At 65.6% G+C, this 24,308-nt stretch carries 24 protein-coding genes; 20 read left to right on the top strand and 4 right to left on the bottom strand.

Features of this window, described 5'->3' with window-relative positions:
- Positions 1-4 precede the first annotated feature (4 nt).
- The 4 genes from ACLBWJ_RS15480 (at position 5) to ACLBWJ_RS15465 (ending at position 1,986) form a co-directional block, all read left to right on the top strand.
- A complete protein-coding gene (locus ACLBWJ_RS15480) occupies positions 5-274 on the top strand; it encodes a hypothetical protein (protein WP_447660691.1) in 270 nt (89 codons plus the stop codon).
- A complete protein-coding gene (locus tag ACLBWJ_RS15475) occupies positions 271-705 on the top strand; it encodes a hypothetical protein (RefSeq protein WP_447660690.1) in 435 nt (144 codons plus the stop codon). Before ACLBWJ_RS15480 ends, ACLBWJ_RS15475 begins: the two co-directional genes overlap by 4 nt.
- 121 nt (positions 706-826) lie before the next feature.
- A complete protein-coding gene (locus ACLBWJ_RS15470) occupies positions 827-1,600 on the top strand; it encodes a ParA family protein (protein ID WP_114587667.1) in 774 nt (257 codons plus the stop codon).
- Between the two features lie 239 nt (positions 1,601-1,839).
- A complete protein-coding gene (locus ACLBWJ_RS15465) occupies positions 1,840-1,986 on the top strand; it encodes a hypothetical protein (RefSeq protein WP_447660689.1) in 147 nt (48 codons plus the stop codon).
- Between the two features lie 128 nt (positions 1,987-2,114).
- On the opposite strand, the gene ACLBWJ_RS15460 is transcribed toward ACLBWJ_RS15465, so the two are convergent.
- Positions 2,115-2,432, bottom strand: a complete 318-nt coding sequence (locus tag ACLBWJ_RS15460; protein WP_114587665.1) for a hypothetical protein — start codon at positions 2,430-2,432, stop codon at positions 2,115-2,117.
- Between the two features lie 230 nt (positions 2,433-2,662).
- On the opposite strand from ACLBWJ_RS15460, the gene ACLBWJ_RS15455 reads away from it, so the two are divergent.
- The 10 genes from ACLBWJ_RS15455 (at position 2,663) to ACLBWJ_RS15410 (ending at position 11,391) form a co-directional block, all read left to right on the top strand.
- Complete coding sequence (locus ACLBWJ_RS15455; protein WP_447660688.1) at positions 2,663-3,790, top strand: MinD/ParA family ATP-binding protein; 1,128 nt, start codon at positions 2,663-2,665, stop codon at positions 3,788-3,790.
- A 1-nt stretch (position 3,791) separates the two neighbouring features.
- Complete coding sequence (locus ACLBWJ_RS15450) at positions 3,792-4,070, top strand: hypothetical protein (protein WP_269268735.1); 279 nt, start codon at positions 3,792-3,794, stop codon at positions 4,068-4,070.
- Between the two features lie 56 nt (positions 4,071-4,126).
- Positions 4,127-4,744: a hypothetical protein gene (locus ACLBWJ_RS15445; protein WP_447660687.1), complete on the top strand. Its 618-nt coding sequence runs from the start codon at positions 4,127-4,129 to the stop codon at positions 4,742-4,744.
- Positions 4,744-6,000, top strand: coding sequence for a hypothetical protein (locus ACLBWJ_RS15440; RefSeq protein ID WP_447660686.1), 1,257 nt, complete (start codon positions 4,744-4,746; stop codon positions 5,998-6,000). The genes ACLBWJ_RS15445 and ACLBWJ_RS15440 overlap by 1 nt, the downstream gene beginning before the upstream one ends.
- A complete protein-coding gene (locus ACLBWJ_RS15435) occupies positions 5,997-7,670 on the top strand; it encodes an SCO6880 family protein (protein ID WP_447660685.1) in 1,674 nt (557 codons plus the stop codon). The genes ACLBWJ_RS15440 and ACLBWJ_RS15435 overlap by 4 nt, the downstream gene beginning before the upstream one ends.
- A gap of 275 nt (positions 7,671-7,945) precedes the next feature.
- Entirely contained in the window at positions 7,946-9,148 is a 1,203-nt protein-coding gene (locus ACLBWJ_RS15430) for an ATP/GTP-binding protein (RefSeq protein ID WP_447660684.1), read from the top strand.
- A complete protein-coding gene (locus tag ACLBWJ_RS15425) occupies positions 9,145-10,128 on the top strand; it encodes a M23 family metallopeptidase (protein ID WP_447660683.1) in 984 nt (327 codons plus the stop codon). The genes ACLBWJ_RS15430 and ACLBWJ_RS15425 overlap by 4 nt, the downstream gene beginning before the upstream one ends.
- Positions 10,129-10,150: 22 nt before the next feature.
- Positions 10,151-10,537: a single-stranded DNA-binding protein gene (locus ACLBWJ_RS15420; RefSeq protein ID WP_447660682.1), complete on the top strand. Its 387-nt coding sequence runs from the start codon at positions 10,151-10,153 to the stop codon at positions 10,535-10,537.
- Positions 10,538-10,561: 24 nt separating this feature from the next.
- Entirely contained in the window at positions 10,562-10,864 is a 303-nt protein-coding gene (locus ACLBWJ_RS15415; protein ID WP_447660681.1) for a hypothetical protein, read from the top strand.
- A gap of 119 nt (positions 10,865-10,983) precedes the next feature.
- Entirely contained in the window at positions 10,984-11,391 is a 408-nt protein-coding gene (locus ACLBWJ_RS15410) for a thermonuclease family protein (protein WP_447660680.1), read from the top strand.
- A gap of 12 nt (positions 11,392-11,403) precedes the next feature.
- Here the strand turns inward: ACLBWJ_RS15410 and ACLBWJ_RS15405 are convergent, their stop codons facing one another.
- The 3 genes from ACLBWJ_RS15405 to ACLBWJ_RS15395 all read right to left on the bottom strand — a co-directional run bounded on the left by ACLBWJ_RS15405 (position 11,404) and on the right by ACLBWJ_RS15395 (position 15,411).
- The gene (locus ACLBWJ_RS15405) at positions 11,404-11,775 is read right to left on the bottom strand and encodes a hypothetical protein (RefSeq protein WP_447660679.1); all 372 of its coding nucleotides are present in this window, start codon (positions 11,773-11,775) and stop codon (positions 11,404-11,406) included.
- A 107-nt stretch (positions 11,776-11,882) separates the two neighbouring features.
- Positions 11,883-14,153, bottom strand: coding sequence for a glycoside hydrolase family 3 C-terminal domain-containing protein (locus ACLBWJ_RS15400; protein ID WP_447660678.1), 2,271 nt, complete (start codon positions 14,151-14,153; stop codon positions 11,883-11,885).
- Between the two features lie 40 nt (positions 14,154-14,193).
- Entirely contained in the window at positions 14,194-15,411 is a 1,218-nt protein-coding gene (locus tag ACLBWJ_RS15395; protein ID WP_447660677.1) for an MFS transporter, read from the bottom strand.
- Positions 15,412-15,609: 198 nt separating this feature from the next.
- On the opposite strand from ACLBWJ_RS15395, the gene ACLBWJ_RS15390 reads away from it, so the two are divergent.
- From ACLBWJ_RS15390 to ACLBWJ_RS15365, 6 genes are all read left to right on the top strand, one after another.
- Positions 15,610-16,218, top strand: a complete 609-nt coding sequence (locus tag ACLBWJ_RS15390) for a MarR family winged helix-turn-helix transcriptional regulator (protein WP_447660676.1) — start codon at positions 15,610-15,612, stop codon at positions 16,216-16,218.
- Between the two features lie 207 nt (positions 16,219-16,425).
- Positions 16,426-17,958 (top strand): ABC transporter substrate-binding protein, encoded by a 1,533-nt coding sequence (locus ACLBWJ_RS15385; RefSeq protein ID WP_447660675.1) that lies wholly within the window; start codon positions 16,426-16,428, stop codon positions 17,956-17,958.
- A 53-nt stretch (positions 17,959-18,011) separates the two neighbouring features.
- Positions 18,012-18,956, top strand: coding sequence for an ABC transporter permease (locus ACLBWJ_RS15380; RefSeq protein WP_447660674.1), 945 nt, complete (start codon positions 18,012-18,014; stop codon positions 18,954-18,956).
- A complete protein-coding gene (locus ACLBWJ_RS15375) occupies positions 18,953-20,719 on the top strand; it encodes a dipeptide/oligopeptide/nickel ABC transporter permease/ATP-binding protein (protein WP_447660673.1) in 1,767 nt (588 codons plus the stop codon). Before ACLBWJ_RS15380 ends, ACLBWJ_RS15375 begins: the two co-directional genes overlap by 4 nt.
- Positions 20,716-21,567, top strand: a complete 852-nt coding sequence (locus tag ACLBWJ_RS15370; protein ID WP_447660672.1) for an ATP-binding cassette domain-containing protein — start codon at positions 20,716-20,718, stop codon at positions 21,565-21,567. The genes ACLBWJ_RS15375 and ACLBWJ_RS15370 overlap by 4 nt, the downstream gene beginning before the upstream one ends.
- A gap of 52 nt (positions 21,568-21,619) precedes the next feature.
- Positions 21,620-24,088 (top strand): glycoside hydrolase family 78 protein, encoded by a 2,469-nt coding sequence (locus ACLBWJ_RS15365; RefSeq protein WP_447660671.1) that lies wholly within the window; start codon positions 21,620-21,622, stop codon positions 24,086-24,088.
- Positions 24,089-24,308: the final 220 nt, after the last annotated feature.

The raw sequence follows: 24,308 nt of genomic DNA, 5'->3' as shown, positions 1-24,308 counted from the left end.
CCCCATGACCACCGCAGTCACCATCGACGAGTTCGGCCTGTCACTCAGCGTCGACGACGCGGAAGCTCTCGCAGTGCTCCGCGAGGCTGTGCACAACTTCGCGATCCACGAGGGCAACCGCGTTCAGGACGTGGGCGAGGCAGGGATCGAGGCCTACGGCAACGACGCCTTCGACATGATCGCCGCGCACATGCGTCGCGAAGAGATCGCCCGCACCATCCTGGCCAGCATCAAAGCCGCAACCGTCGAGAACCGAGAGAGGGAGAACGCATGACGCGCCAGCTCGCCGCACGCGCCTTCCGAGACGAAGACGGGTGGTGGACGATCGAGATCCCCGAACTCACAAGCCCCTCCCCCGCAGGCGGAACGATCATCGCGACCGGCGCGGCAACAACCTTCCGAGGCATCGAGAAGGCCGCTCACGAACTCGCAGCAGCCTGGCTCGATGACGACTCGGTAACCGTCGAGGTCGACGTCGTGATCCCCGAAGACGTCGCCCAGCTCTGGAAAGACAGCACGGCCGCCGAGGAGGCCGCCCGCGAACAGCAGGCACGAGCTGCCACACTCCGCCGTGACGCCGTTCGAGCGCTCCGCGCCCAGGGCTACCCCGCCGAGGCCGCAGCGGCAGCGCTCGGCGTCAGCCGCCAACGCATCGACCAGCTCGGCAAGTCCGCGCCCGTGCGGACCAGCAAACTCGCGTCGTAAGAACCCCAGGCGAGGCGCCACGAAGCAAGAGCGGTAGCTAGCTTTCGTTCTAGAAAGCTAGCTAGTCAGATAGGCAGAAAGAAAGCTAGCTGGAAGGCTAGCTAGAAGGTAGGATGGAAGCATGCAAACCGTGATGGTCTACAGCGAGGCGGGCGGAGTCAGCAAGACGACCGCGGCGGTATCGGTGGCGATGACCTCGGCCGAAGCCGGACATCGCACGGTGCTCATCGACCTCGACCCCCGTGCGGCATCGACGAAGTGGACGCGCACCGAGCCGGTGGGGGAGGGGCTGCACGTCGGAGCGATCCTCGGCGCCAAGGAAGAGCCCACCGGTTGGGCGCAGGATCTCGCCGTGCCGAGCCGTTGGCACGAGCTGCTGCGCGTGATCCCCTCCGCTCGCGACCTCAGCAACCGCGAGAGCGAGCGCGACGACTACGCCGAGCTACGGCTCAAGGCGTCGCTGGTCGACCTCGACGCCGACGTCGTGGTGATCGACTGCGCGAACCGCCAAGGCGGCCCCCTCACCCTCTCCGCTCTGCACGCCTCGGATCGGGTGCTGTACGCCGCTACGGCGTCCGATTCGGGCATCGATGGAGTGACTGGTGCGAAGCGCACCGTAGAGGCGTTCAGGCGCAGCATGGCGCGGCTGGGAGCGGCGACCGGGATCGAAGAGGCCGGCGTCACGATGACTCGTGACGGGACGGGCTTTCTCTCCTACGCCGAACAGGATGCGATCGACCAGGTGCGCGAGCTCGCGCCGATCATCGAGCCGATCGTGCCGCACCTGGCGATCGTCCCCGAGGTTCGCATGGCGGGGGAGTGGTACGGCGCCTACCGCAAGGGGACGCCGGTACGAGAGGCATACAGCGAAGTGATGCGAAAGGTGATCCGATGACCGCGAACCAGCCCGACCGGCCCGCCCGCTCCCGCCCGCGTCCCGCTCCCGATGCTGGGGTCGACCCGATCGATTACAAACCCAGCCCCGCGCCGGCGACAGCGCCCGCTACCGCACCTCACAGGCCCGTCGAGGGCAAGGGCGCCGAGGCGCCCGCGGCAGCTCCGTCGCCGGCTACGACAGCGAACACGCGCCTCAACGCGCCGACCGCGCCGGCCCCCCTCGCTGGGGGTGCGGAAGTGACCGTGCAGCTCGCGACACGCATCAGCCCCGACGTGGCGGCCGTGCTCGATGCAGCGGTCACGCGCGAGAAGGCAAGGCGCGGAAGCAAAGCGTCAAAGCGCGTCCTCATCGAGGAAGCGATTCTTGCGCTCTGGAGCCAGTAACCCGCAGCCCCGACGCTCATCGCCCATATGGATGAAATTTCGGGCCTAACGTCCCGACCGCGAGAGCTTCTCGCTGCGCCCGGTTGACACGTACGTGTCAACCTCGAGCCCCATGTCGGCGGGCGTGACTACCTGAGGACCCAGCTCACGAACGCGAGAAGTTCGGTCGTGACACGTTCCCTGTTCGCCTTGTACTGCGGGCGCCTGCCGGCGCGCGAATGCGCGGGCATGTTGGGGTCCGTCACGTAACCGCGCTCTTCCAGCTCTGCGAGAGCTTCGACAGTCGTGGTCACTGCAAGGCCGGTGGCTTGCGTGATCTCGGCGCGGGATGCGGACTCGACGCTGAGGAGATACCGCAGGCAGATCAGGCGCGATTCGTTCTGAATGACCCGATGCGCGTTCAGCGGTTCCCCCGTCAGGTCGGGTATCGGGGTGCGAATCGGCATGGCTTCATTGTGCCAGCAACGGCCTGACCCGGATTGTTAAAGCACTCTCATCCAACATCTCGGGTAACGCGTTACCGTTGATTCGAGGGCGAGTTTTCGCTTCCCGTGGGGAGCGCGTGATCGCCCGTCGTTAGCATGGTGCACGCAGGGGGTGCGAAGTGACTGAAAAGGTCGAAAATACAAGCTTCCGAGGCGCGTCACGCGCCGAGGGCTATGTCGAGTCGGTCGAGTTGTCGACATCGCCGCGAGAGGGTGAATCTGTCCCCCAAATGGGGGACAAGACGCATAAGGCGCAAGCTTCATCATCGGATGATCTGCTTAACCGGTTCCGCAACGATGTTGCACCGGCCGAGCCTCCGGCGGTGATCGACGATATTCCCCTGCCGGATGAAGCGCAGGGTGAGCCCGAGGCGGCCGGCGGCGTCCCGTCGGTAGATCTCCGCATCAACCGACGCGAACGTGCCGCAGAGGCGCCGTCGCTGGGCTGGCGGGCCGTCGCACGAAACCTGGGCTTCAAGGTGAAGCAGGGCCCCGCGGAACTTGCCGCAGCCGAGCTGGGAAGCGCTCGATCGCTCATCCGACTGTCGCGCTGGCAGCGCAGCGTCGGGATCCTCGTCGCCAATCCCAAAGGCGGCGTGGGGAAGACACCCCTCTCACTCGCGATCGGTGGCTGCTTTGCCACCACCCGCGGGGGAGGGGCTGTGGTTGTCGAGGTAGCGGACGACCCCGGCGCACTGTCGGTGCGTTCCGAAGGCCGCGCGAGCGTCGGCGTCGCCGAGCTGCTGCGCGACCTCGACCAGATCCGCGGCGCCGGCCACCTCGCCGGCTACGTCTCGCAGCAAACCAGCTACGCATCCGTGATCGGCACCGTGGGCGACCGCGAGCCCCTAAGCGGCGAGGACGTGAAGCGGATCACCAGCAAGATCGACGAGTTCTTTCCCGTCCGCGTCATGGACACCGGCAACCAGCCCAGCTCGAGCGCGTTCCACGGGGCACTCGACGTCACCGACGTTCTCGTGATCCCCGTGCTGGACGCTCTCGACGCGCTGCAAGGCGCAATGCAGCTCCTCCGGCACCTCCACCAGGTCGGCGGCCACGCCGCGCATCTGGCACGAAACGCGATCGTCGTCCGTACCCACGACGGCCGGCCCGAGGATGCCGAGGTCAGCGCTTACGCAGACGAGCTGATCGAGAAGGCCGGCATCCGAGCGGTCTACCACCTGCCGATGGATCACCACATCGCTGAGCGCACAACGCTCGTCTACGGCCAGCTCGCGCCTGCCACGAAGGACGCAATCACCCGACTGACAGCCGGCGTGGTCGAGCAACTCAACACCGAACTACGAAAGGCGCAGTGACATGCAGAATCCGCTTGACGGGATCATCCCCGACTTCACGATCTTTGGAGCGCAGTTCACCGAGCTGTGGCAGAAGATCCTCGCCGGTGTCTGGGCGATCGCAATCGTCATCAGCATCGTCTTCCTCATCCAGGCGATCGTGAAGGTTGGCCAGAACGGCGAGAGCAACCCCGCCGCCGTCGCAGAGGGCAAGAAGCAGGTGCTGTGGGCCAGCATCTCTCTCGGCGTCTTGGTCGCCCTCGCCGTCGTTGTCGGCGCCATCATCGCGATCTTCGCCTGACCATGAGCACGCCGACGACAGCACCGCGCCGCCGCTGGGTATGGGTCGCGGTCATCGTGGCCGCCGCGCTCCTCGTCGCCGGCGGCATCGGGCTCGGCGTATTCCTCGGCAGCCGCGGGGACGACACCGCGGCGCCCGCTCAGCCCACAACCCCACAAACCCCGTCGACGCCCGCCACGACCTCCCCCCCTGCCGTGGCGGGCGTCGACGGCTGCCTCGGAGGCGACTCCCGCGGGCCGCAGGCCGTGCTCGACGCGCAGGCCGCAGCACCGCAGACGCCCGAGGGCGCCGTCTCCTTCGCGATCGCGTTTACGCGGTGGATCGGGCAGAAGCCGGTCGTACCCGCCGAAGAGGTTGCGCTCATCGACGGTGTTGCGTCTGTCGCGCCGAACCTCGCGCAGTCGGCTGCATCTGCCGAGAAGGTCGATGCGTCGCAGTTCTACCTCACCAGCCTGAACGGCTACTACCGGGTGGACAGCTTCACGGATCAGCGCGTGGATCTCACGCTGATGATGCCGCTGGTGCTCCAGGGCGCGATCAATCCGACGCTCAACTTCATGCCTTCCTATGGCGTCGTCTGGACCGATAACGGGTGGGCGATCGAAGACGGTGAGTTCAAGGACGATGCGAACACACTTCGCACCACAGGAACGGTCATCCCGGGGGGCTGCTGATGCGCCGCATCGACCTTTGGGGTGACTTCACGGACGGTGTGTCCGGTGCTGTCGACGCTGTGGGCGGGGTCGTCAACTTCTGGTCCGACCCGTTCGGGAACATGTACAAGTCGGGCCGTGACGCGACGATCAGCCTCAGCCGGGACGTCATTCCGGCGATCACCGAGTCGACTCTCCCGGATCTCACGTTGCAGTCGTTCCTGAGCACCTACGCCGTGTCGTTCGCGCTCGCGTTGATGCTCGCCGTTCTGCTGCTGTTCCCGCAGTTCGTGCGCGTCGCGAAGGGCGACCAGAGCGGGCAGGAGCTTTTCGAGTCGATCGGGCTCTACTTCCCCGGTTTCATCATGGGCGCGATGTTCGGCCCTCTCATTGGGCTGTCGATCATCGAGCTGCTGCGACTGCTGACCCGCAGCATCATCGATTGGGCCTATGGCGGATCGATCGATCAGATGGTCGAGACGTTCTCGACCATCGCCCCGGACGACCCCGCGAAGATGACCGGCGCGGCCGTCGTGGGCATGATCGTCATCTGGGCGATGACGCTGGGCATGCTCATCATCCCGTTCATCTTCATCTTCCAGCTCGTCGTCCAGTACTTCACCGGCGCGCTCATCCCCATCGCTATTGCATGGATGGTCGACCCGCGTCGCCGTGCTGCCGCGTCGCGAGCCGTTGGCCTGTGGGTGGGGATGCTCCTTGTGCAGCCTCTGCTCTTCCTCGCACTCGGATTCGCGTTCCGGTTGCCGATCGACTCGGTGGCCGCATGGGGTAACGACGGGTTCAAGAACCTCGCCCGCGTCATCATCGCCGTCATGGCGATCGTGCTGGCCGTCTTCCTGCCGTTCGTGCTGATCACGTGGGCTCGAAAGAGCATCGCCGCGGCGCCGACGTCGGACTCGACGCCGACGACACCGATCGGGCCGACGTCGCCCGGCCGGTCGCACCGCGCTCCCAGCCGTGAGGCGCCCGCAGCGCCCACGCGTCAGACCGTTCGCACATCTGCGCGACCGAGCGACGCTGCGGGCTCCATTGCCCCCAAGCTCGGCGCACAGAACGCGGGGAAGGTACGCGCGAAGCAGCCCACCGGCGCCGGCTCGCCCTCCCTGGCCAGTGCGGGCACCAAGGCGTCAACGGCAATTAGCGCGGGGACCGCCGTGGCCGCGAAGGGTGCGCAGACCGTCGCGAGGAAGGCAAGCGAGACAGCACACGAATCCGTCACACCCCCGCCCGTTCAAGGTAAGGAGCGCCCGCAGTGAGCGAGTCACAGTACGAATCCGAGCGCGGCATCTACATCCTCGGCGGCGAGGGCCGCCACCGCGGATTCTGGGGCACCCAGAGCAAGTCCCGCGGATGGGGCACGGTGGCGATTATCGGTGTCGGCATGGTCTTCACGCCGGCCCTCGGGTGGGTCGCGATCGTCTCCGCTTTGGTGGGCGTGACGGTCCTCGTCATCCTCACGAGCGGCACCCATAACGGGAGCATCATCGAACGTCGGCGCCGCTCGCGACGGCACCAGCTCGCGCAGCGCACGCACGCGGATGAGTTCATTCCGTACGACGCCGATCGTGCGGCGCTGCTGACCACCGCGCTTGAGCAGACGAGCAAGACCAAGGACAAGGCTGACCGGGCCGGCCGCATCGAATGGGCGCGTGAGCTGAACGCGATGCGAGCGAACCCGGACGGCTGCGACGGGATGGGCTGGTTGCAGTCCGGCCGTGGCGTCCCCGGGATCGCCTGGCACGGCCCGACCGGGGAAGAGCCCTACCTGAGCGTCGCGTTTTCGGTGAGCGGCCAGTTGCGCGGCATGGAGTCGTCCGAGAACGTCGTACGCGGCGCCGAAGCGTTCGGCGCCTTCCAGGCCAGCAAGGCCGCTCCGGGCTCGCTGATGCGCATGATGCAGTCGGTCACCCGGGTTCTGCCGGCAGACACCGCTTTGCAGGAGTTCTGGGTGCTCAACAACATCGACGAGGACGCACCCGATTGGGCGAAAAAGTCCTATGAAGAGGTGCTGATCGAGTCGTCTCGTGGCGCCATGGTGCAGCGTCACTACGTCGTGGGCCGCTGGCCCGTGAACGCCCGGTTTGTCGAACAGGCACGCAAGTACGGCACCGGTCGTGAGGGGTGGCGCAAGCTCATGGCAGCCGAGATCGAGTCGTTCCGCCGCGGGCTGCTCGACTCCCGACACTCGTGGGCGGAACCGCTCACCGCTCGCGGAACTGTGGCGGTGATCCGCCACATGCAGAATCCCTCACGGCCCCTCGACCTGGTGCGAGACATGGAACCCACGAGCACCGGAGAACGAGCCCGGGGCGGGGAGTACTCCGCTCACGTCGTGGAGGGCATCGACCCGGAATCGGGCGAGCACGTTGAGTGGTGGCACCGCACGGCGGTGATCCGCGCGGAATCACTCACCGTCGCGCAGCGGCGCCCGCTGTGGCTGCTCGAGCTGCTGGTCGGCCGCGAGCTGGACATGATCCGCACCGTCAGTTTCCACGTCGAGCTGATCCCCGCGGGGGAAGCCCGCCACGCCGCCCGCCGTGACCTCGTGTCGGACATGGCCGCGGAGATCTCCGAGACCTCGAACGGGAAGATCCCGCTGGACGAGGGCAAGGTGAAGATCCTCGCCGCTCAGCGTCGACGCAGCGACCTCGCGGAAGGCAGCGGACACCACGGCGCGAACTGGGTCGGTTTCATCACCATCACCACCGACAGCCGCGACCGGCTCGCCTCAGCGAGCCGGGAGCTCGCGGAGGTCTGCGCCAACGAAGTCGGCATCCAGCGGTTGGAGTGGCTGGACTCGTACCAGGCCGCAGCAAGCGGCACGACCTGGCCCATCGCGCGCGGGCTGCGCCCGCACGTACCCACCTTCGGTGCACGAGCTATGCGCGTCATCGCGGGCGGGGGAGACAAGGAGGCGATCGCGTGAGCGAGAGCACGACGCCCCGCCGGTCGCGGCGGAGCAAGAAGCAGTCCGACGTTGCCGTTGCGGAGATCACCGCCGACGTCGACGAGACGCACGGCGAGATCTCGCCCTATGAGCTGCCCGGGCGTAACCGGCGTGTGAACACTCGAAAGGCGGGACGTGGGTACTACGCGCCGGTGTTCGAGGGAGCCCCCTCGACGACCCGGCAGACCTCCGTGCTGAACACCGCGCTCATCGGCCCGGTCACGGGAACCGCCGGCGTCGCGAACGGCCGCGACATGCTCTCGCACACCCTCATCGCCCATGATCCGATCACCGCATACAACTCAAATCCCCGTCTGATCTCCTCCCCGAACACCGTCGTTGCTGGCGGTGTCGGCGGAGGTAAATCGTCGTTCGTGAAGACGGTCTATGTCATCCGTCCGCTGCTGATCCGCCGCCGGCGCGCGGTGATCTTCGATAAGAAGAACCGCGGCGGTGAAGGCGAGTACGCCGAGCTGGTGCGCGAGTGGGGGACTGGTGAACCGATCCGGTTCACCACGGACGGTTCCGGGTCGCGGCTGAACCTGCTCGATCCGCTCATCGTGAACCAGATCGGCTCTGCCGGCACCTACCGGCTGCTGCACGCGATCCTCCGTATTGCTCGTGACGGTGAGCGCATCGACGAGTGGGAGGAGAAGGCGGCGCGCTCGGCCCTCACCCGTGCTCTCGTGCAGTTCGAGGACGCGCGGCGGGTGCCGACTATGAGCGACCTGCTGCCGCTGCTGGGCGACGTTGATGCCGAAGAGCTGAACGGCAGCGAGCAAGCCCGCGACCGGCTGCATCAGGCGGGCCTTGGGGTCCGGTTCACCCTCGAAGGGCTGTTGGAGGAGTACGGCGGCCTGCTCGACGGCGACACCAGCAAAGAGGTGGCGCTGACAGGGAAGCTGACCAGCTTCGATATCTCACAGCTTCCTGGCGAGGGGCCGTCGTCGCACGTGGTCCGCGCGATCGGCAACCAGTGGATGCTGGGCCGGCTCCGCGCCGATCCCGGATGGCAGACGACGTGCATCAACGAGGAGGGGTGGGACATGGTGCAGGGCCCCACGGCTCACCTGTTGAAGTCCAACCAGAAGCTCTCCCGCGGGCTCGGCCTGAGCAACGTCTTCGTGTTCCACAAGGGCGCCGATATCCCCGCTGATTCCCCCGGCCGCACTGTCATCAGCGAAGCTCAGAGCATCTACATCTTCCGGCAGGACCGTCAGGAAGATGCCAATTGGGCGGTGCAGACGTTCGGGTTCGACCCGTCGACCGCTGAGACGTTGCAGAACCTTGCCCCCGGACACTTCGTCTTCAAGTACGGCAGCGTTCCCGAGACGCACGTGCAGCACGTGCGCTCATCGATCGAAATCGGGTTGACCGACACCGACGAGGGCATGCGAGGCGACGGCCAGGCCGAAACCGCCGAGGAGACGCGAGGGGACGGCCAGGCTGACGCATGAAGATCAAGCTGGTTGCGATCGTCGCGGTGGTCGGGTTCGTCCTGACCTTCGGGGTGGCGTTCATCCTCGCATCGGTGCAGCGCGCCGATGCCGCCGGCATGTGTATGGCCGACACCGGCTCACTGCCGGCCGAGGTCAACGGCTACAAGCGTGACCAGCTCACCAACGCCGCGGCGATCGTCCGCGCCGGCATGGATCTCGGCATCGACCAGCACGGCCAGATCCTCGCGGTGATGACCGCGATGGGGGAGTCGTCACTGCGGAACGTCACCTATGGAGACTGGGAGACGTCGGGGGTGACGAACCCGGACGGGTCGCGTACGACGTCGATCGGATTGTTCCAGCAGCAGGATTCGTGGGGCACCGTCCAGGAGCGAATGGACCCCTCGCGCTCGGCCGCGCTGTTCTACGGTCGGCTGACGAGCGTGGATGGGTGGCAGACGATGCCCGCGACCCTCGCGATCCACGCCGTGCAGGTCAACGACAATCCTCAGCACTACGCCCCGTTCGAGGCCGACGCGAAAGCGATCGTTACGGCGTTGACCACGGCGTGCAGCGCAGGCACGGGGGAGTGGGTCGTTCCCGCCCGGGGGAAGATGACCGACCGATTCGGCTCGTGCGAAATCGACCGCCCAGGCGAAAGCTGCCACAAGGGGACCGACTTGGCCACCGGGTCATGCGGAAGCCCGATCTGGGCCGCTGGCAGCGGCACCGTGACCTTCGCCGGTGTGCAGCCCTACCGCGGAAACGTCGTGTGGATCGACCACGGCAACGGCATCGAGTCCGGGTACTTCCACATGGAAGACGGCAGCCTGCGGGTCACCAAGGGGACCCAGGTCACCGCGGGAACCCAGATCGGCACGATGGGCGAGACAGGGTTCTCGTTCGGGTGCCACCTTCACTTTGAGATCCACAACAACGGCAAGCCGATCAACCCCGAGCCGTTCATGCAGAACGCCGGCGCGCCACTGCCGCGCTGACCACCGAGAGAGAGGAACCCCCATGTCCGTACGATTCGTCACCGGCCGGCTCTCCGCTGACCCCGAGGTGCAGCAGGCAGGCCGCATCCAGATCACCAAGTTCACGGTGCTCGAGAACACTTACGAGTACCGCGGCGACGAGCGAATCGAGGGGCACCAGCCCCTGGCTCACTACGTCGAGGCGAAGTTCGAGCTCGGCGCGAACGCCGCGAGCTCGCTGCGCAAGGGTGACGCGGTGATCGTCGTCGGTGCCGAGCGGGATGCGTCGTTCGAGGGCCGCGAAGGCACCGTGTACCGGCGCATCATCGACGCCTCCGCGATCGGTCCCGACCTCGCCCACGCGACAGCCACCGTCGAGCCCGTTCGGCGTGGCCCTGCTACAGCAGAGCCAGCGCCGGCGGGGAACTGACCCGCGATGGTTCCGCAGTCCGGCATGCCCGACATAAAGCCGCAGATCCCACCCATCCCCGGACTTATCCAAGCGCTCACAGGTTTCGCGACCGTCGCCGCAGGCGTCGCATTCATTGCGGTCGTCCTCGCCGCGCTGTTCGCCGCCCTGGGCGGCTACACGCAGTGGGCGATCCGAACCGGCTTCGTGGCCTTCTTCGCTGCCCTAATAACGCTGCTGACGTGCGCGATCGCGGGGGAGTGGCGCCCCGCGATCGCTCTCCTCGGCGGGGTCGTCCTTGCCGCTTTCATCGCGCTGGCCGCGCGCTGGCAGCGCAGCCGGGTTTGACCACGATGAGCCCGCGACGCCAGATACTCGCCCCGATCCTGCTCGGGGCGAGTATCTGCGTCAGCGCATGCGTGCCACTCAGCGGCGCTGACGCCGGCAGCTCGTCGACGAGCGGCGTCGTGGTCGCAGTCGTCGACGGCGACACGATCGACGTCGACACCGGCGCCGGCGCGCAGCGGGTGCGGATCATCGGGATAGACACCTCTGAGATCGGCCGGGGTGGGAAGACAGACGAGTGTTTCGCGCAGGAGGCGCGGGCGATGCTCGACGAGCTGATCTATCGCAGCGACGTCGAGCTGATCGCGGACCCCACCCAGGCCGACGTCGACCGGTACGGCCGGCTACTGCGGCACGTCCACCACGAGGGTCACAGCGTCGCCCTGACCCTCATCAAAACCGGCGCCGGGTACGAATACACCTACGGCGCCGCCTATGACGGCCAGGACGCTCACAGAACCGCCCAGGACGCCGCCGAGCGCGACCGCCGCGGCCTATGGGCAGCGTGCGCGACGGGCGGCGTCAGATGAGCGCATTCGCACTCACCCGGCCGGCGGCTTCGCGCTGATAGGCGTCACCGCGGAGGCCCACACCCAGCCCTGCTGGAAGTAGGCCTCCCACGCGCTCGTGATGTTGCTGCACCATTCGACTTGCTCGGGCGCATAGTCCTGCCAGTCGGGCTTGGTGGCCGCAGAGGCCGAGGCAGCCGCGGGAGCGGCCTTCAGGTTGCCGACCATTCCGCGGCAGGTGCCGTTCGCAGCGGCCAACTCCGAATCAACGATCCGGCCGCCGTAGGTCACGGCGACCGAGGACGGCGAGCCGTCGTATAGGTCGTCGGCGCGGGTGGCGAGATCGATCGAGCGCTCAGCGGCGTTGTCCTCGAAGTAGGCGACCCAGGCGGCGTCGATCAACATGCAGCGGTAGATACCGTCCACGCGCTGAGCGGCGATCGGCTGTAATGCGAGAGGGAGGTCGGCACGTGGGACGTAGGGCGGCGCGATCCGGTCAAGCCACACCTGAGTCAGTTCTCGTCGTTCACCGCGCTGGACGCCATGTCCACTGCGCCGAGCAACTGCTCGATAGCCTCGTCGATGTCAAACGAGACGTCTGCACTCTGCTGCGCGAAACCAAGGATGGTCCGTAGCGGCATGGAACCAAAGAGTGGCAGCGATTCCTCGTTGGTCAGAGCGTCGGCAGACTGGCCCAAGTTGGTCATCGCCTCCTGAAGGACGCGAAGACCGACAGGGTGGTCTGCCCACTCTTGCAAGGTGGAATAAGAGTTCAGCGGAACGGTCGGCACCTCGGTATTGAGAGTGATGACTTCCTGCAATGGGAGATGCTGCGAGTGGGAGCCGACGTGCACGGTGAATTCGCCCGGTTCCACTGTCCAGCCCGTCAAACCCCAGAAAGCGAACGAGCGCTCGTCGAGGGAGAATGTCACGACCCGCTCTTCGCCTGGCTCGAGCCAGATCTTCTCGAACGCTTTGAGCTCACGCAGGGGTCGAGCAACGGACGCGGCGTTATCGGTGATGTACACCTGGACCACCTCGGACCCAGCGCGACGGCCGGTGTTCGCGACAGTCACCGTCACGGTTGCTTGTGCGACGCCGGCGTCCGGGACATCCACGGTCAGGCCGTCATACGAGAAGGTCGTGTACCCAAGGCCGTAACCGAAGGGGAAGGCAACCGGGCGGTCTGTTGCGTCATACCACCGGTAGCCGACGTGCAGGCCTTCGCCGTAGCGGACGATTCCATTTTCTCCAGGCCAGTTCACGTGTGCGGGCGTGTGCGCGAGGTCGAGCGGAATGGTTTCGGCCAGTCGTCCGCCGGGCTCGACGATGCCGAAGATCACGTCCGCGGCGGCGCCTCCGGATGCCTGGCCTGCCAGCCACATCTCGAGGATTGCGGGGGCGACCCCGGCAACGCCATCGAGCGTGACGACTCCGCCATTGCTGAGGACGACGATCACGTTCGTGTTGACGGCGGCCACTTTCGACAGCAGCTCTCGTTGCGTTTCGGGGAGGAGGAGGTGCGTGCGGTCGAAGCCCTCGGACTCGTCCCGGTCGGGCAGACCAAGGAAGAGGACCACGACCTCAGACTTCGAGGCAAGATCGACGGCCTCAAAGTGCATCAGCTCGTCGCTGGTTCCGTCGAAGGTGAAGCCCGGCGCGAACTCCACGGTCCTCGTGGTCAGCGCACTGATCTCGGTGAGCGCGTCGTCCAGGCGGGTGGGGTTGACGTGTGAGCTACCGGCACCTTGGTAGCGCGGAGTCCGGGCGAACTCTCCGATGACGGCGATCTGCCCACCGTCCGCAGCGGACAGCGGAAGGATGCCGCCGTTGTTGGAGAGGAGGACTGCGCCTTCGGCGGCAATCTTGCGAGCAAGGGCGTGATGTCCGTCGATGTCGAGCGGCGCGGACTGCTCCCGCGCGCGGGCTAGCCGCTCGTGAACATCAAGCACGCGGGACACCGCCTTATCGAGCAGTTCCTCGTCGAGTTCGCCCGCTCGGACGGCGGCGACGATGGCGTTTGGGCTCCGGTCACCCGTGCTGGGCATCTCGAGGTCGAGGCCTGCGGCAACCGCGGCAACCGGGTCGACGACCGCGCCCCAGTCGGACACGACGTATCCTTCGTAGCCCCAGTCGCCGCGGAGCACGTCGGTCAGCAGCCAGCGGTTCTGCGATGCATAGATGCCGTTGACCTTGTTGTACGAGCACATGACGGTGGCCGGGTTCGACTCGCGCACGATGCGTTCGAATGCGGGAAAGTAGATCTCGCGCAGGGAGCGTTCGTCGACCTGCGCATCGACTCGCATACGGTCTGTCTCCTGGTTGTTCGCTGCGAAGTGCTTGACCGACGTGCCCACACCTCGAGATTGCACGCCCTGCACGAATGCTGATCCCAACACGCCCGCATGGAAGGGGTCCTCGCTGAGGTACTCGAAGTTCCGTCCGCAGAGCGGGGAGCGTTTGATATTCACGCCAGGTCCGAGGAGGAGGTCCACCCCTAGTGCACGACTCTCATCCCCGAGTGCGGCTCCCATCTGACGGAGGAGGTCCGGGTTCCAAGTCGACCCGGTAGAGCTCGCAGTCGGGAAACAGGTTGCAGGCTCGCTCGCATTGATACCGAGGTGGTCTTCGCCCTTGCGCTGCATCCGGACACCATGCGGGCCGTCGGTCATGGTGACGGTCGGGATGCCGACACGGTCGACTGTTCGGGTCGTCCAGAACTTCTCGCCGGAGACGAGCCCGGCTTTCTCTTCGAGAGTCAGCTGTGGGATCAGCGGGTTCATGGGGTTCCTTTCTGCCGACGCGGGTGCGCGGGTGAATGGGTTACGGGACGGCGACCGGTTCTTCCCGCGCTTCAACATCGAATTCGTTGTGCTCGTCGCGGGTTCGGAAGACCAGCCATCCGATGCCGCAGCCGACGAACAGGATGACAGCGAGGAACAGGTAGAACATGTTCGGGCTCCACGCGACCAGCAGCGGTGTGACCGTCGCGAGCGCTGCCGCGAACAGTCGAGCGACCGAGATGATGGCCCCCTGTGCGGTGGTGCGCAGGAGCGTCGGGAACTGCTCCTGGGTCCAGATCTTCATGATGCCCTCGGAGGCGAAGGCGGTGCCCATGATTCCGATAAGGCCGGCGACGATGGCCGTGGTGACGCTGATGCCGAAGAACACGTAGACGAGTTGAGCGACCACCCAGCACACCGAGCCAATGATGAAGTACGTCATCCGCTTCGGAGAATCAGCGATCTTCATGAACCACAGGGCTGCCACGATTCCCAGAGGGATGAAGGGGAGGCCGATGAGGGTCGCGGTCTGCAGGTCCACCCCACCAGCGTTGACCAGGAGGTAGTTGCCGAACTGCCCGCCGGTGTTCGCCGCCATGTTCGTAAGCGCATAGAAGGCGAGGAGTCCGAGGAACGGCGTCCGGTACGACCCACGGAGCAGATCCAGCACCGACGCGCGGTCGGCGCGAACGGTGGAGATGCCACGGCGGCGCTCGTCACGCGCCCGTACCCAACTGTCGGACTCGGGAATCGTCAGCCGGCTGATGAGAACGATGAGTGCGACGACAGCGATGTGCAGGAACAGAAGCTGCGCGCCGAGGCGACCGAGGCTGGCAACCCCCGCGCCGAGGAAGGAACTCACGATGATCCCCACAGCCCACAGCAGCTGGGTGAAGCCGATGAGTCGGCCGCGGTTGTGGTCAGCTGCGGCCTCGGCAATGGTCGAGATCGACACCGGGAGGTCGGCGCCGGTCGCGAACCCGAGAACGACAGCAGCCGCCATGATCACCGGGAAGGAGTCCGCGAAAGCGAGACCGGCAGCGGAGATGACGATGAGGAGCATCGTGATGGTGAAGATCGGCCGACGTCCGAATCTGTCGCCCAGTCGGCCGCCGACGACCGCGCCGATTGCGATGCCGAAGGTAAGGCCACCCGATGCGAGCCCGATCTCTGCGGGCGTAAGGCCGATGGTCGCTTGCAAGAGGACCATCGCCGTCCCGAAGCTGACGATGGCGGCGGCATCGATGTATGACGCCATTCCGGAAACGACCGCGACCCACCAAGGACGCACGGTGCGAGTATGAGACACGATGGCTTCTCCTTCGAAGGGGTGACCGGCGAACCGCCCGAGCGCTCGTCCACTTGCGACGACACGCTACGAGGAGACTGTACATCCTGATTGTCTTGACGACAATCAGATCCGATGCGCTTCTTGGGCCTGTGCATACTGTTGGGTATGGCACGACGACCGCAGCAGAGCATCGACCTCCGCGAAGTCGAGGTGAGCTCCGCGCCGCTCTTCCATGGGCGGGGCGCAAACTTCTCGCTCGCGCTGCAAGCACTTCTGACGTCGATGAATTCGACCGCTGTGCGTGAGTCGATCCTCGAGGCGAGTGCTTTCCCGCTCCCGGGTGACATGCCGGCATTCCTGCTGTTGAATCAGTTGATTTACCGCACGACCGCACGCCCGACGGATGTCGCTGATGCCATCGGGACTGGCCGCTCGAATGTCAGCAAGATTGTCCGACGCCTGGAGGGGGCCGGCCTCGTCGGCCGAATGCCCGACCCCAAAGACGGACGCCAGAGTGTCATCGGTCTTACCCCGGCAGGTCGAGAGGTCGCGGAGCGGATCGTCGCCGTCTCCAGCAATGCATATGAGCTCATTTTCGACGACTGGAGCGACGACGATTTCACCCAGCTAGAGACACTGGTGGTCCGCCTGGTCGCGAGCATGGACGACCGCCTGGACCATCAGATCGAAAAGACCTCTGGCGTGTCCGTCACGCAGCTCGCCGCGCCATCCGACGCCGCCCAACGCGCGTCCGCGATGGCAAGCGGGGCGTAGCAGCCACCTCACCTCGGGCGCACCTGGCCGCGAAAACCGGCGCCCACGCGTCGGGGTCGCTTCTGCGCGTTCGATACACCGGAGTGCATTCGTTTCATGTCTGAGATTGTCTTCAGGACAATCCGGATGTACGGTGGCTGAGCCGTCGATGATTCGTTTCAATCGGCTTGCGTCCCACACCTGTGTCAGAACGAAGGAGTTCAGTCGATGCCTACCCGTATCCACACCGGCGCCGCAGTCGCAGCTGTCGCTGTAGCCGCGCTCGCACTGTCGGGCTGCAGCCCGACAACGCAGCAGGCCGAGCAGACGAGCACACTGAGACTGGGACTCGCGAATGCACCGCAGTCGTTCGATCCGGCGCAGATGGGCGACGCCGGAAACCAGCTGCAGTACGCACAGGCTGTCTACGACTCGCTGTTGCACAAAGCTCCGGACGGCACGATTGAGCCGTGGCTGGCGACGGCCTGGGAGTACAACACCGACAACACCCAACTCACCCTCACTCTTCGCGACGACGTGACCTTCTCCAATGGGGAGGAGTTCACCCCGGAGGTCGCGGTCGCTAACCTCGAGCACTTCAAGGCGGGTGGCGGACCTCAGGGGTCGATGCTCGCTGAGCTCGAGTCGGTCGCGGTCGGCGAAGGCAGCTCCATCGTGCTGAATCTTTCCGCCCCGAACCCGTCGCTGATCTCGTACCTCACAACGGTCGCCGGTCTTCAGGTCAGCATGGAGGGCCTCGCCGACCCCGACCTGGCCACGGTTCCCTCCGGCTCAGGGCCGTATGAGTACGACGCAAGCGGCAGCACCTCGGGAAGCGTCTACGCGTTCGAGGCGCGTGAGGACTACTGGAACGAAGAGATCGTCGACTTCGACAACGTCGAGATCCGGGTGCTTCAGGACCCGGCGGCCATCGCAAACGCGTTCGCGTCCGGTCAGGTCGACGCCGTCCCGGCTTCGGTCGAGACCCTCGCCCAGTTCGAAAGCGCCGGGGCGAAGATCGACACCGTCGAGGGCGACTGGTCCGGGTTCATGATGTTCGACCGCACTGGCCAACTCGCTGAGCCCCTCGGGGACGTGCGTGTGCGTCAGGCTTTCAACTACGCAATCGACCGTGACCAGGTCCTAGAGACCGTGGTCCGCGGGTACGGCACAGTGACGACGCAGATTTTCAGCCCGGAGGACCCCGGGTACGTGCCCGAACTCGACGACGCCTACGACTATGACCCGGAAAAGGCGAAGGATCTTCTCGCTGAAGCCGGTTACCCGGATGGCTTCGACGTCACGATGATTGTGTATTCGGCGACCCCGGCAGACACCCTCGCCGTGTACGCCCAGCAGCTCGCTGAGGTCGGAATCCGCGTCACGTGGGAGACCCAGGACCTGAACACGTTCCTCGTCTCGATGACCACTGGCAAGACGGGTATCAACCCGATGCAGTTCGGCGCGAAGGGCGGCTGGGAGATGATCAACCAGCTCATCGCACCGACGGCACCGTGGAATCCTCTGCAGGATCAGACCGAGGAACTCACCGCACTCATCGAAGAAGTCCGGACGGCCACCGACGATGCCGCTCAGGCCGATGCTGTCCAGGCCGTGAACACTTACGTGGTCGACAACGCCTGGTTCGCTCCCTGGTTCCGCGTGGCGTCTCCGTACGCGACCAACCCGGAGAAGGTCTCGGTGGAGATGCAGTACCAGCAGACGATCCCCAGCCTGTACAACTTCTCGCCCGCTAAGTGACGAGGTCAGCCGGGCGGCATCAGCCGCCCGGCCGACTGAGCCTGAGGTAACCCATGATCACGTACTTCGCCAAGCGCCTCGGCTCCAGCATCGTTCTGCTGGTCGTCGTTTCTCTCCTCACCTTCGCGCTCCTCAACCTCACGGGTGGCACCGCCGTCGCTCGCGGAATCCTCGGCCCGTTGGCCTCTGACGAGCAGGTTCAGCAGAGAGCGGAAGATCTCGGTCTCCTGCAGCCGTTCTTCATTCGATTCGGGTCATGGCTACTCAGCGCCGCCCAGGGAGATCTCGGACGCTCATGGTTCACAAGCGAGAGTGTCACCACGGTCCTCGCCGCACGGTTGCCCGTGACGCTCACGATTGCGGTGACCACCGTCATCGTCACAGCCGTGCTCTCAACCGTGCTCGGCGTTGCTGCGGCCGTATACCGAGGGTGGGTTGACCGTGCCGTGCAGATCATCGCCGTGGTCGGCTTCGCGCTCCCCGGATTCTGGGTCGCCCTCGTCCTCGTGTCGACCTTGGCCGTCGGACTGGGGATCTTCCCTGCTACGGGATACATCGACTTCACAACGTCACCGGCAGGATGGCTCTCCACCATCACCCTTCCCGTCACCTCGCTCGCCATCGGCTCCATCGCGGCGACCGCACAGATTCTTCGCGGCTCGCTGATTGACGTGCTCGGGTCAGACTTCGTCCGCACGCTACGCGCCGCGGGCATCCCGGAGAGCCGCGTCCTGTTCGTCCATGCGTTGCGCAACGCTGCGCCGCCGTCCCTGACCGTGCTTTCGCTGCAGTTCATCGGCCTGCTCGGCGGAACGGTGATCATCGAGAAAGTCTTCGCGCTTCCCGGGATCGGGTCGGTGGCGGAAACCGCCACCGCGACCGGTGATCTCCCCCTCGTGCTGGGGGTGGTCGTGCTCTCGGTCGCCATCGTCATCATCGTCAACCTCGTCATCGACTTGGTCAATGGCTTCCTCAACCCGAAGGTGCGTCTCTCGTGACCTCTCTCACCGTGGCCAACGCTGTCGTTGCCCCTCGGAAGCGCCGCAACGCCTTCCAGCGCTTCCTGCGCGAACCGTTGGGCGTCATCGCGTCCATCGTCCTGCTGCTCATCGTCGCGGTGAGCGTGCTCGCTCCGTTCCTCGTCCCGTACAACCCCAACGAGACTTCGTTGAGTCTCGCCTTCGCCGCACCAAGCCCTGAACATCTTCTCGGCGCCGACGGAGTTGGCCGGGACGTCCTCGCGCGGCTTTTCTACGGAGGGCAGGCCAGTCTGCTGTCCGGGCTCATCGTGCTCGTTGTATCCAGCGTCCTCGGAGTCACCACTGGGCTCCTCGCCGGCTACTTCGGCGGTTGGTTCGACACCATCGGCGAATGGGTCTCCAACCTTCTGATGTCGCTTCCCGGCATCATCATCCTGATGGCCTCCGCCGCAGCTCTCGGTCGGTCAATCTGGATCTCCATGACGATCTTCGGCATCCTCGTGTCGCCCGGTTTCTTCCGTATGACCAGAGCCAACGTCCGTGCCGTACGCAACGACGCGTACGTGGATGCCGCCCGCGTCTTCGGACTCGGAACCGGACGGATCCTCTTCCGGCACATCCTCATCGTCGTCCGCGGTCCGCTCCTCATCCAGATCACCGGCGCGGTCGGCCTCGCCGTCGTTATCCAGGCGGGTCTGGACTTCCTCGGTCTCGGCGACCCGTCCCTCCCCAGCTGGGGCGTGATGCTCGCCGACGCTTTTCGAACCATCTACACCGCCCCTCTGCTCGTGCTGTGGCCGGGGCTCATGATCGGCCTCACCGCTGGGGCCTCGTCACTCATCGGAAACGCTCTCCGGGACGCGTTGGAGGAAGGAAACACCACGCGGGTGTCGCCGGCTGCGGCAGCGAAAAGCCGCCGCACACGTGCGGCGGCGGACAGCGCGCTGGAAACAGACGCAGAAACCGGAATCCTGCGCGTGCGGGACCTGCGAGTCGCGTACCAGACCACTCGTACACAGTCCGTCGAGGTGGTGCATGGAGTGTCCCTCACCATCCGAGAGGGAGAGGTGCTCGGGTTGGTCGGAGAGTCCGGCAGCGGCAAGACCCAGACGTCGCTGGCCATCCTCGGCCTCCTCAGCCCCGGCGGAATCGTCACAGATGGACACATCGTGTTCGACGGGCAGCGGCTGGATACGACATCCCCGCAGGAAATGCGGAAACTCCTCGGCCGACGCATCGCGTACATTCCGCAGGAACCGATGACAAACCTCGACCCGATGTTCACAATCGGCAGCCAGCTCACAGAGCGGCTTCGCGCCAACACCCGCATGTCGAAGAAGGACGCTCAGAAAATGGTGCGAACCATGCTCGACCGGGTTGGAATCGTCGATTCGCAGAAGGTCATGGCGTCGTACCCGCACCAGATCTCCGGCGGCATGGCACAGCGCGCTCTCATCGCCGGCGCACTGTCCACGAAACCAGATCTACTCATCGCAGACGAGCCATCCACAGCGCTCGATGTCACCGTGCAAGCCGAGGTGTTGGACCTGCTGCGCGAGCTGCAGAAGGAGACCGGAACAGCGATGCTGCTCGTCACCCACAATTTCGGAGTCGTCGCAGATATCTGCGACCGAGTCGCAGTCATGCAGCAGGGAGAGATCGTTGAGGAGGCGTCGGTCGCCGAGGTTCTGATCGAGCCCCAGCACCCCTATACCCGCGCCCTGCTCGCAGCCAACCTCGAGAATCGTCCATCACGCTCAGCACGGGAGCTGAACGCATGAGCACCACCGCGCTTCTGAGTGTGAAAGACCTCGTCGTCCAGTACGCCGGGCGTGGATGGCGAGCAAAGCCGACGCAGGTCTTGCACGGCGTCTCCGCCGACCTTCACGCCGGAAAGACATTAGGGCTTGTCGGAGAATCCGGATCAGGGAAGACGACCCTCGGGCGGGCAATCGTGGGACTGGTGACACCGACGTCGGGCCAGATCGAATACGAAGGCTCCCCCGTCTCTCGTCAGAGCCGTGCGCAACAGAAGCGGCTGTCGAGCGAAATCCAAGTGGTGTTCCAGGACCCGTATTCGTCCCTGAACCCATCGATGACCATCGCCGACATCCTCTCAGAGCCGCTCGTCACCGATGGGCGGAGCAAGGCGAGCGCCCGGCTCAGGGTGCGGGAGCTGCTCGACCATGTGGGACTCCCAACCGACGCGTCCGACCGACTCCCTCGAGAGTTCTCTGGCGGACAGCGACAGAGGGTTGCCATCGCGCGAGCTCTTGCAGTTGACCCGAAGGTGATCGTCTGCGATGAACCCGTCTCGGCTCTCGATTTGTCGACGCAACTGCGAATCCTCGATCTCCTCATCGACATACAGCAGGAGATGGGCGTCTCCTACCTGTTCATCACCCACGACATCGGTGCCGTCCGGTACATCAGCCACGATGTCTCAGTGATGTATCGCGGAGAGATCCTCGAATCCGGTCCTGTTGACACGGTGACCGAGGATCCGTCGCACGACTACACCAAGAAGCTCATGCTTGCCGCACCCGTCGCAGATCCCGTCGAGCAGGCGGAGCGCCGCCGCCTGCGCCGCCTCATGAGTGACTCCGACGGTCTTCCCGCATCCCACTGACAGCTTTGGCTCGCGTCAATGAGGCGAGTTCACTCGAAAGGACCATCCGTTCATGGCAACGTCTCCTCTCTTCATCAGCGCGACCGGCACTGCTGACGTCGCGGATCCTGCACCGTACTTCCGCCGCGAGTTCATCGTCGAAGAAGGACTCGTCCGGGCCACACTGTCGGTGACGGCCCTGGGAGTCGTCACGTCCTATTTGAACGGGCAACAGGTCGGGCAGGATGAGGTGCTGGTCCCGGGGTGGACCTCTTACCAGCACCGTCTCAATGTGTCTACGTATGAAGTGTCCGAGCTGCTGTGCGAAGGCGCCAACGCTTTCGGTGCCATCGTGGGCGAGGGGTGGGCGGTCGGGCGACTGGGCTGGGAAGGCGCCCGACAGGTCTACGCCGAGCGCCCCGCGCTCTATGCGAAGCTCGAGCTGCACTACGGCGACCGCGTCGAGACCATCGCGTCCGACGACTCGTTCCGTGTCGGGACCGGGGCGGTCATCACCCACAGCCTCTATGACGGCGAGCACTTCGACGCCAGGCTCGATCCGACCGGATGGAACGCCCCCGAATTCGACGACTCGGAGTGGTCCGCCGCGCAGCCATATGAGTGGGACCCGAACACGCTCGTCGACCCCGTCGGCCCGCCGATCCGACGCATCGAGGAACTCGCTCCCGTCTCCGTTGCCTCGGCCGCGTCGGGCGGATACGTCGTCGACTTCGGACAGAACATCGCGGGCTGGGTGCGCCTCACCGTTAACGGTGACGCTGGCACGACCGTCGAGGTCCGGCATGCGGAGCTGTTGAATCCCGCCGGCGAGTTGGACGTCGAATCCAACAGGACCGCTGCTGCCACGGACCGATACACGCTCGGCGGGGACGGCATCGAAACGTGGGAGCCCAGCTTCACCTTCCATGGTTTTCGATATGCGGAGATCACGGGCTGGCCCGGCGAACTCGACCCCGACGCCATTCGCGCCATAGTCGTGCACAGCGATATGACCCGCACAGGGTGGTTTGAGACGTCGAATCCCCTGGTCACCAAGCTCCACGAGAACGTCGTGTGGTCCATGCGCGGGAACTTCGTCGGACTTCCGACCGACTGCCCGCAGCGCGACGAACGTCTCGGCTGGACCGGCGACATCAATGCGTTCGGCCCCACCGCCGCCTATCTCTACGATGTTCGCGGTGTGCTCGGATCGTGGCTGAAGGACCTCGCCGCGGAGCAGTTCGCCACTGGCGAGGTTCCCTGGGTCGTGCCCGGCGCGCTGCCTCAGTGGGCCGGCGCGGTCGCTCTGTGGAGCGACGTCGCGGTCAGCCTTCCGTGGACGCTCTACCAGGAGTACGGCGATACGGGAGTTCTCTCTGACGCCTACGAATCGATGACGACGTACGTCCGTCAGGTCGCGGGCCTCCTCGACGAACGCGACCTGTGGAGCAGCGGGTTCCAGTTCGGAGACTGGCTGGACCCCGACGCGCCGGCCAACAACCCCATGGCTGCAAAGACCAACCGATACTTCGTGGCGTCCGCGTTCTTCTGCCGGGTGACTAGGGAGATGGCGCGCACTTCTCAGCTCCTCCGACACGCCGACGACGCGGCGGAGTTCGCCGCGCTCGACGAACGAGTCCGCGCCGCGTTCCGACGCGAGTACGTCGCCGAGTCAGGACGCCTCGTCGGAGAATCTGTCACGGGCTACGCCCTGGCTATTGCTTTCGACCTGCTGGATGAGGCGCAGCGCTTGCGGGCTGGCGAGCGTCTCGCGGCGCTTGTCGCGGAGCGTGGGTACCGTATCTCCACGGGCTTCGCCGGCACCCCACTCGTCACCGACGCACTCAGCGAAACTGGGCAGCTGGACGCCGCATACAAGCTGCTTCTGGAGACCGAGTGCCCGTCCTTCCTCTACCCCGTCACCATGGGAGCGACAACGGTCTGGGAGCGCTGGGATGCAGTCCTTCCTGACGGGACGTTCAACTCCACCGGCATGACGTCCCTGAATCACTATGCCCTCGGCGCCGTATGCGACTGGCTGCACCGAGTCGTCGGAGGCATTCAACGAACCGAGCCGGGCTACGCCAGCGTCCGGATCGCCCCTCAGCCAGGTGGCGGGCTCACTTCGGCGCGCACAGTCCACGACACGGTCCGCGGTCAGATCGCCGTCGACTGGTCCGTCACCGACGGGCGGGCTCGCGTCGAGGTCACCATCCCGGAAGGAACGAAAGCCACCGTGGTCCTTCCGGGACACCCGAGCGCCGATCCTTTCGAGGTCGCCTCCGGAGAGCACCAGTGGGAGTACGAGGTCTCCGAAGGATACGGACAGCCCGCTCCGCTGTCGTTCCAGTCGTCGATCCTGGATATCTCTCGAGTACCCGATGTCTGGGACAGCGTCGCCAAGTCGTTCACGCGACACTTCCCCGGCTTGCCGCTTGACACCACGTCGCCGCTCGCGACGATGCCCCTCTCCTCGCTATTGGAAGCGATCCCGGGCGTATCGGATGAGTTTCGTGCGGACCTCGCTGTGGCGTTGCAGTGAGGTCGAGAATCTCTGGCCTGTAGGAGATGGCGTGCTCGCGCGCGACCTCTCCGCTGCATCACACTCGTGACCGCGCGCCATGACCGGGGCGCGATGCTTCGGATCACCTCAACGAGAGCTTGGGACGCGCTCCGCTCAGCGCGCTGCCGCTCCGGTGCCCCAAGCGCCCTAGCCCGCTCGGGGGGGGGGGGGGGGGGGGGGGGGGGGGGTCGCGGGTGGT

It is taken from the genome of Microbacterium sp. M4A5_1d (assembly GCF_053345465.1).
The sequence above is the reverse complement of the archived record's forward strand: the minus strand, read 5'-3'. Positions and strand labels throughout refer to the sequence as shown.

Bases quoted from the DNA above. Each gene is read 5' to 3' on its own strand.
- ACLBWJ_RS15440 (WP_447660686.1), top strand. From the start codon at position 4,744: ATGCGCCGCATCGACCTTTGGGGTGACTTCACGGACGGTGTGTCCGGT.
- ACLBWJ_RS15425 (WP_447660683.1), top strand. From the start codon at position 9,145: ATGAAGATCAAGCTGGTTGCGATCGTCGCGGTGGTCGGGTTCGTCCTG.
- ACLBWJ_RS15370 (WP_447660672.1), top strand. From the start codon at position 20,716: ATGAGCACCACCGCGCTTCTGAGTGTGAAAGACCTCGTCGTCCAGTAC.
- ACLBWJ_RS15475 (WP_447660690.1), top strand. From the start codon at position 271: ATGACGCGCCAGCTCGCCGCACGCGCCTTCCGAGACGAAGACGGGTGG.
- ACLBWJ_RS15385 (WP_447660675.1), top strand. From the start codon at position 16,426: ATGCCTACCCGTATCCACACCGGCGCCGCAGTCGCAGCTGTCGCTGTA.
- ACLBWJ_RS15480 (WP_447660691.1), top strand. From the start codon at position 5: ATGACCACCGCAGTCACCATCGACGAGTTCGGCCTGTCACTCAGCGTC.
- ACLBWJ_RS15460 (WP_114587665.1), bottom strand. From the start codon at position 2,432: ATGCCGATTCGCACCCCGATACCCGACCTGACGGGGGAACCGCTGAAC.
- ACLBWJ_RS15450 (WP_269268735.1), top strand. From the start codon at position 3,792: ATGCAGAATCCGCTTGACGGGATCATCCCCGACTTCACGATCTTTGGA.
- ACLBWJ_RS15390 (WP_447660676.1), top strand. From the start codon at position 15,610: ATGGCACGACGACCGCAGCAGAGCATCGACCTCCGCGAAGTCGAGGTG.
- ACLBWJ_RS15400 (WP_447660678.1), bottom strand. From the start codon at position 14,153: ATGAACCCGCTGATCCCACAGCTGACTCTCGAAGAGAAAGCCGGGCTC.
- ACLBWJ_RS15395 (WP_447660677.1), bottom strand. From the start codon at position 15,411: ATGGCGTCATACATCGATGCCGCCGCCATCGTCAGCTTCGGGACGGCG.
- ACLBWJ_RS15405 (WP_447660679.1), bottom strand. From the start codon at position 11,775: ATGTTGATCGACGCCGCCTGGGTCGCCTACTTCGAGGACAACGCCGCT.
- ACLBWJ_RS15420 (WP_447660682.1), top strand. From the start codon at position 10,151: ATGTCCGTACGATTCGTCACCGGCCGGCTCTCCGCTGACCCCGAGGTG.
- ACLBWJ_RS15365 (WP_447660671.1), top strand. From the start codon at position 21,620: ATGGCAACGTCTCCTCTCTTCATCAGCGCGACCGGCACTGCTGACGTC.
- ACLBWJ_RS15470 (WP_114587667.1), top strand. From the start codon at position 827: ATGCAAACCGTGATGGTCTACAGCGAGGCGGGCGGAGTCAGCAAGACG.
- ACLBWJ_RS15430 (WP_447660684.1), top strand. From the start codon at position 7,946: ATGCTCTCGCACACCCTCATCGCCCATGATCCGATCACCGCATACAAC.
- ACLBWJ_RS15415 (WP_447660681.1), top strand. From the start codon at position 10,562: ATGCCCGACATAAAGCCGCAGATCCCACCCATCCCCGGACTTATCCAA.
- ACLBWJ_RS15380 (WP_447660674.1), top strand. From the start codon at position 18,012: ATGATCACGTACTTCGCCAAGCGCCTCGGCTCCAGCATCGTTCTGCTG.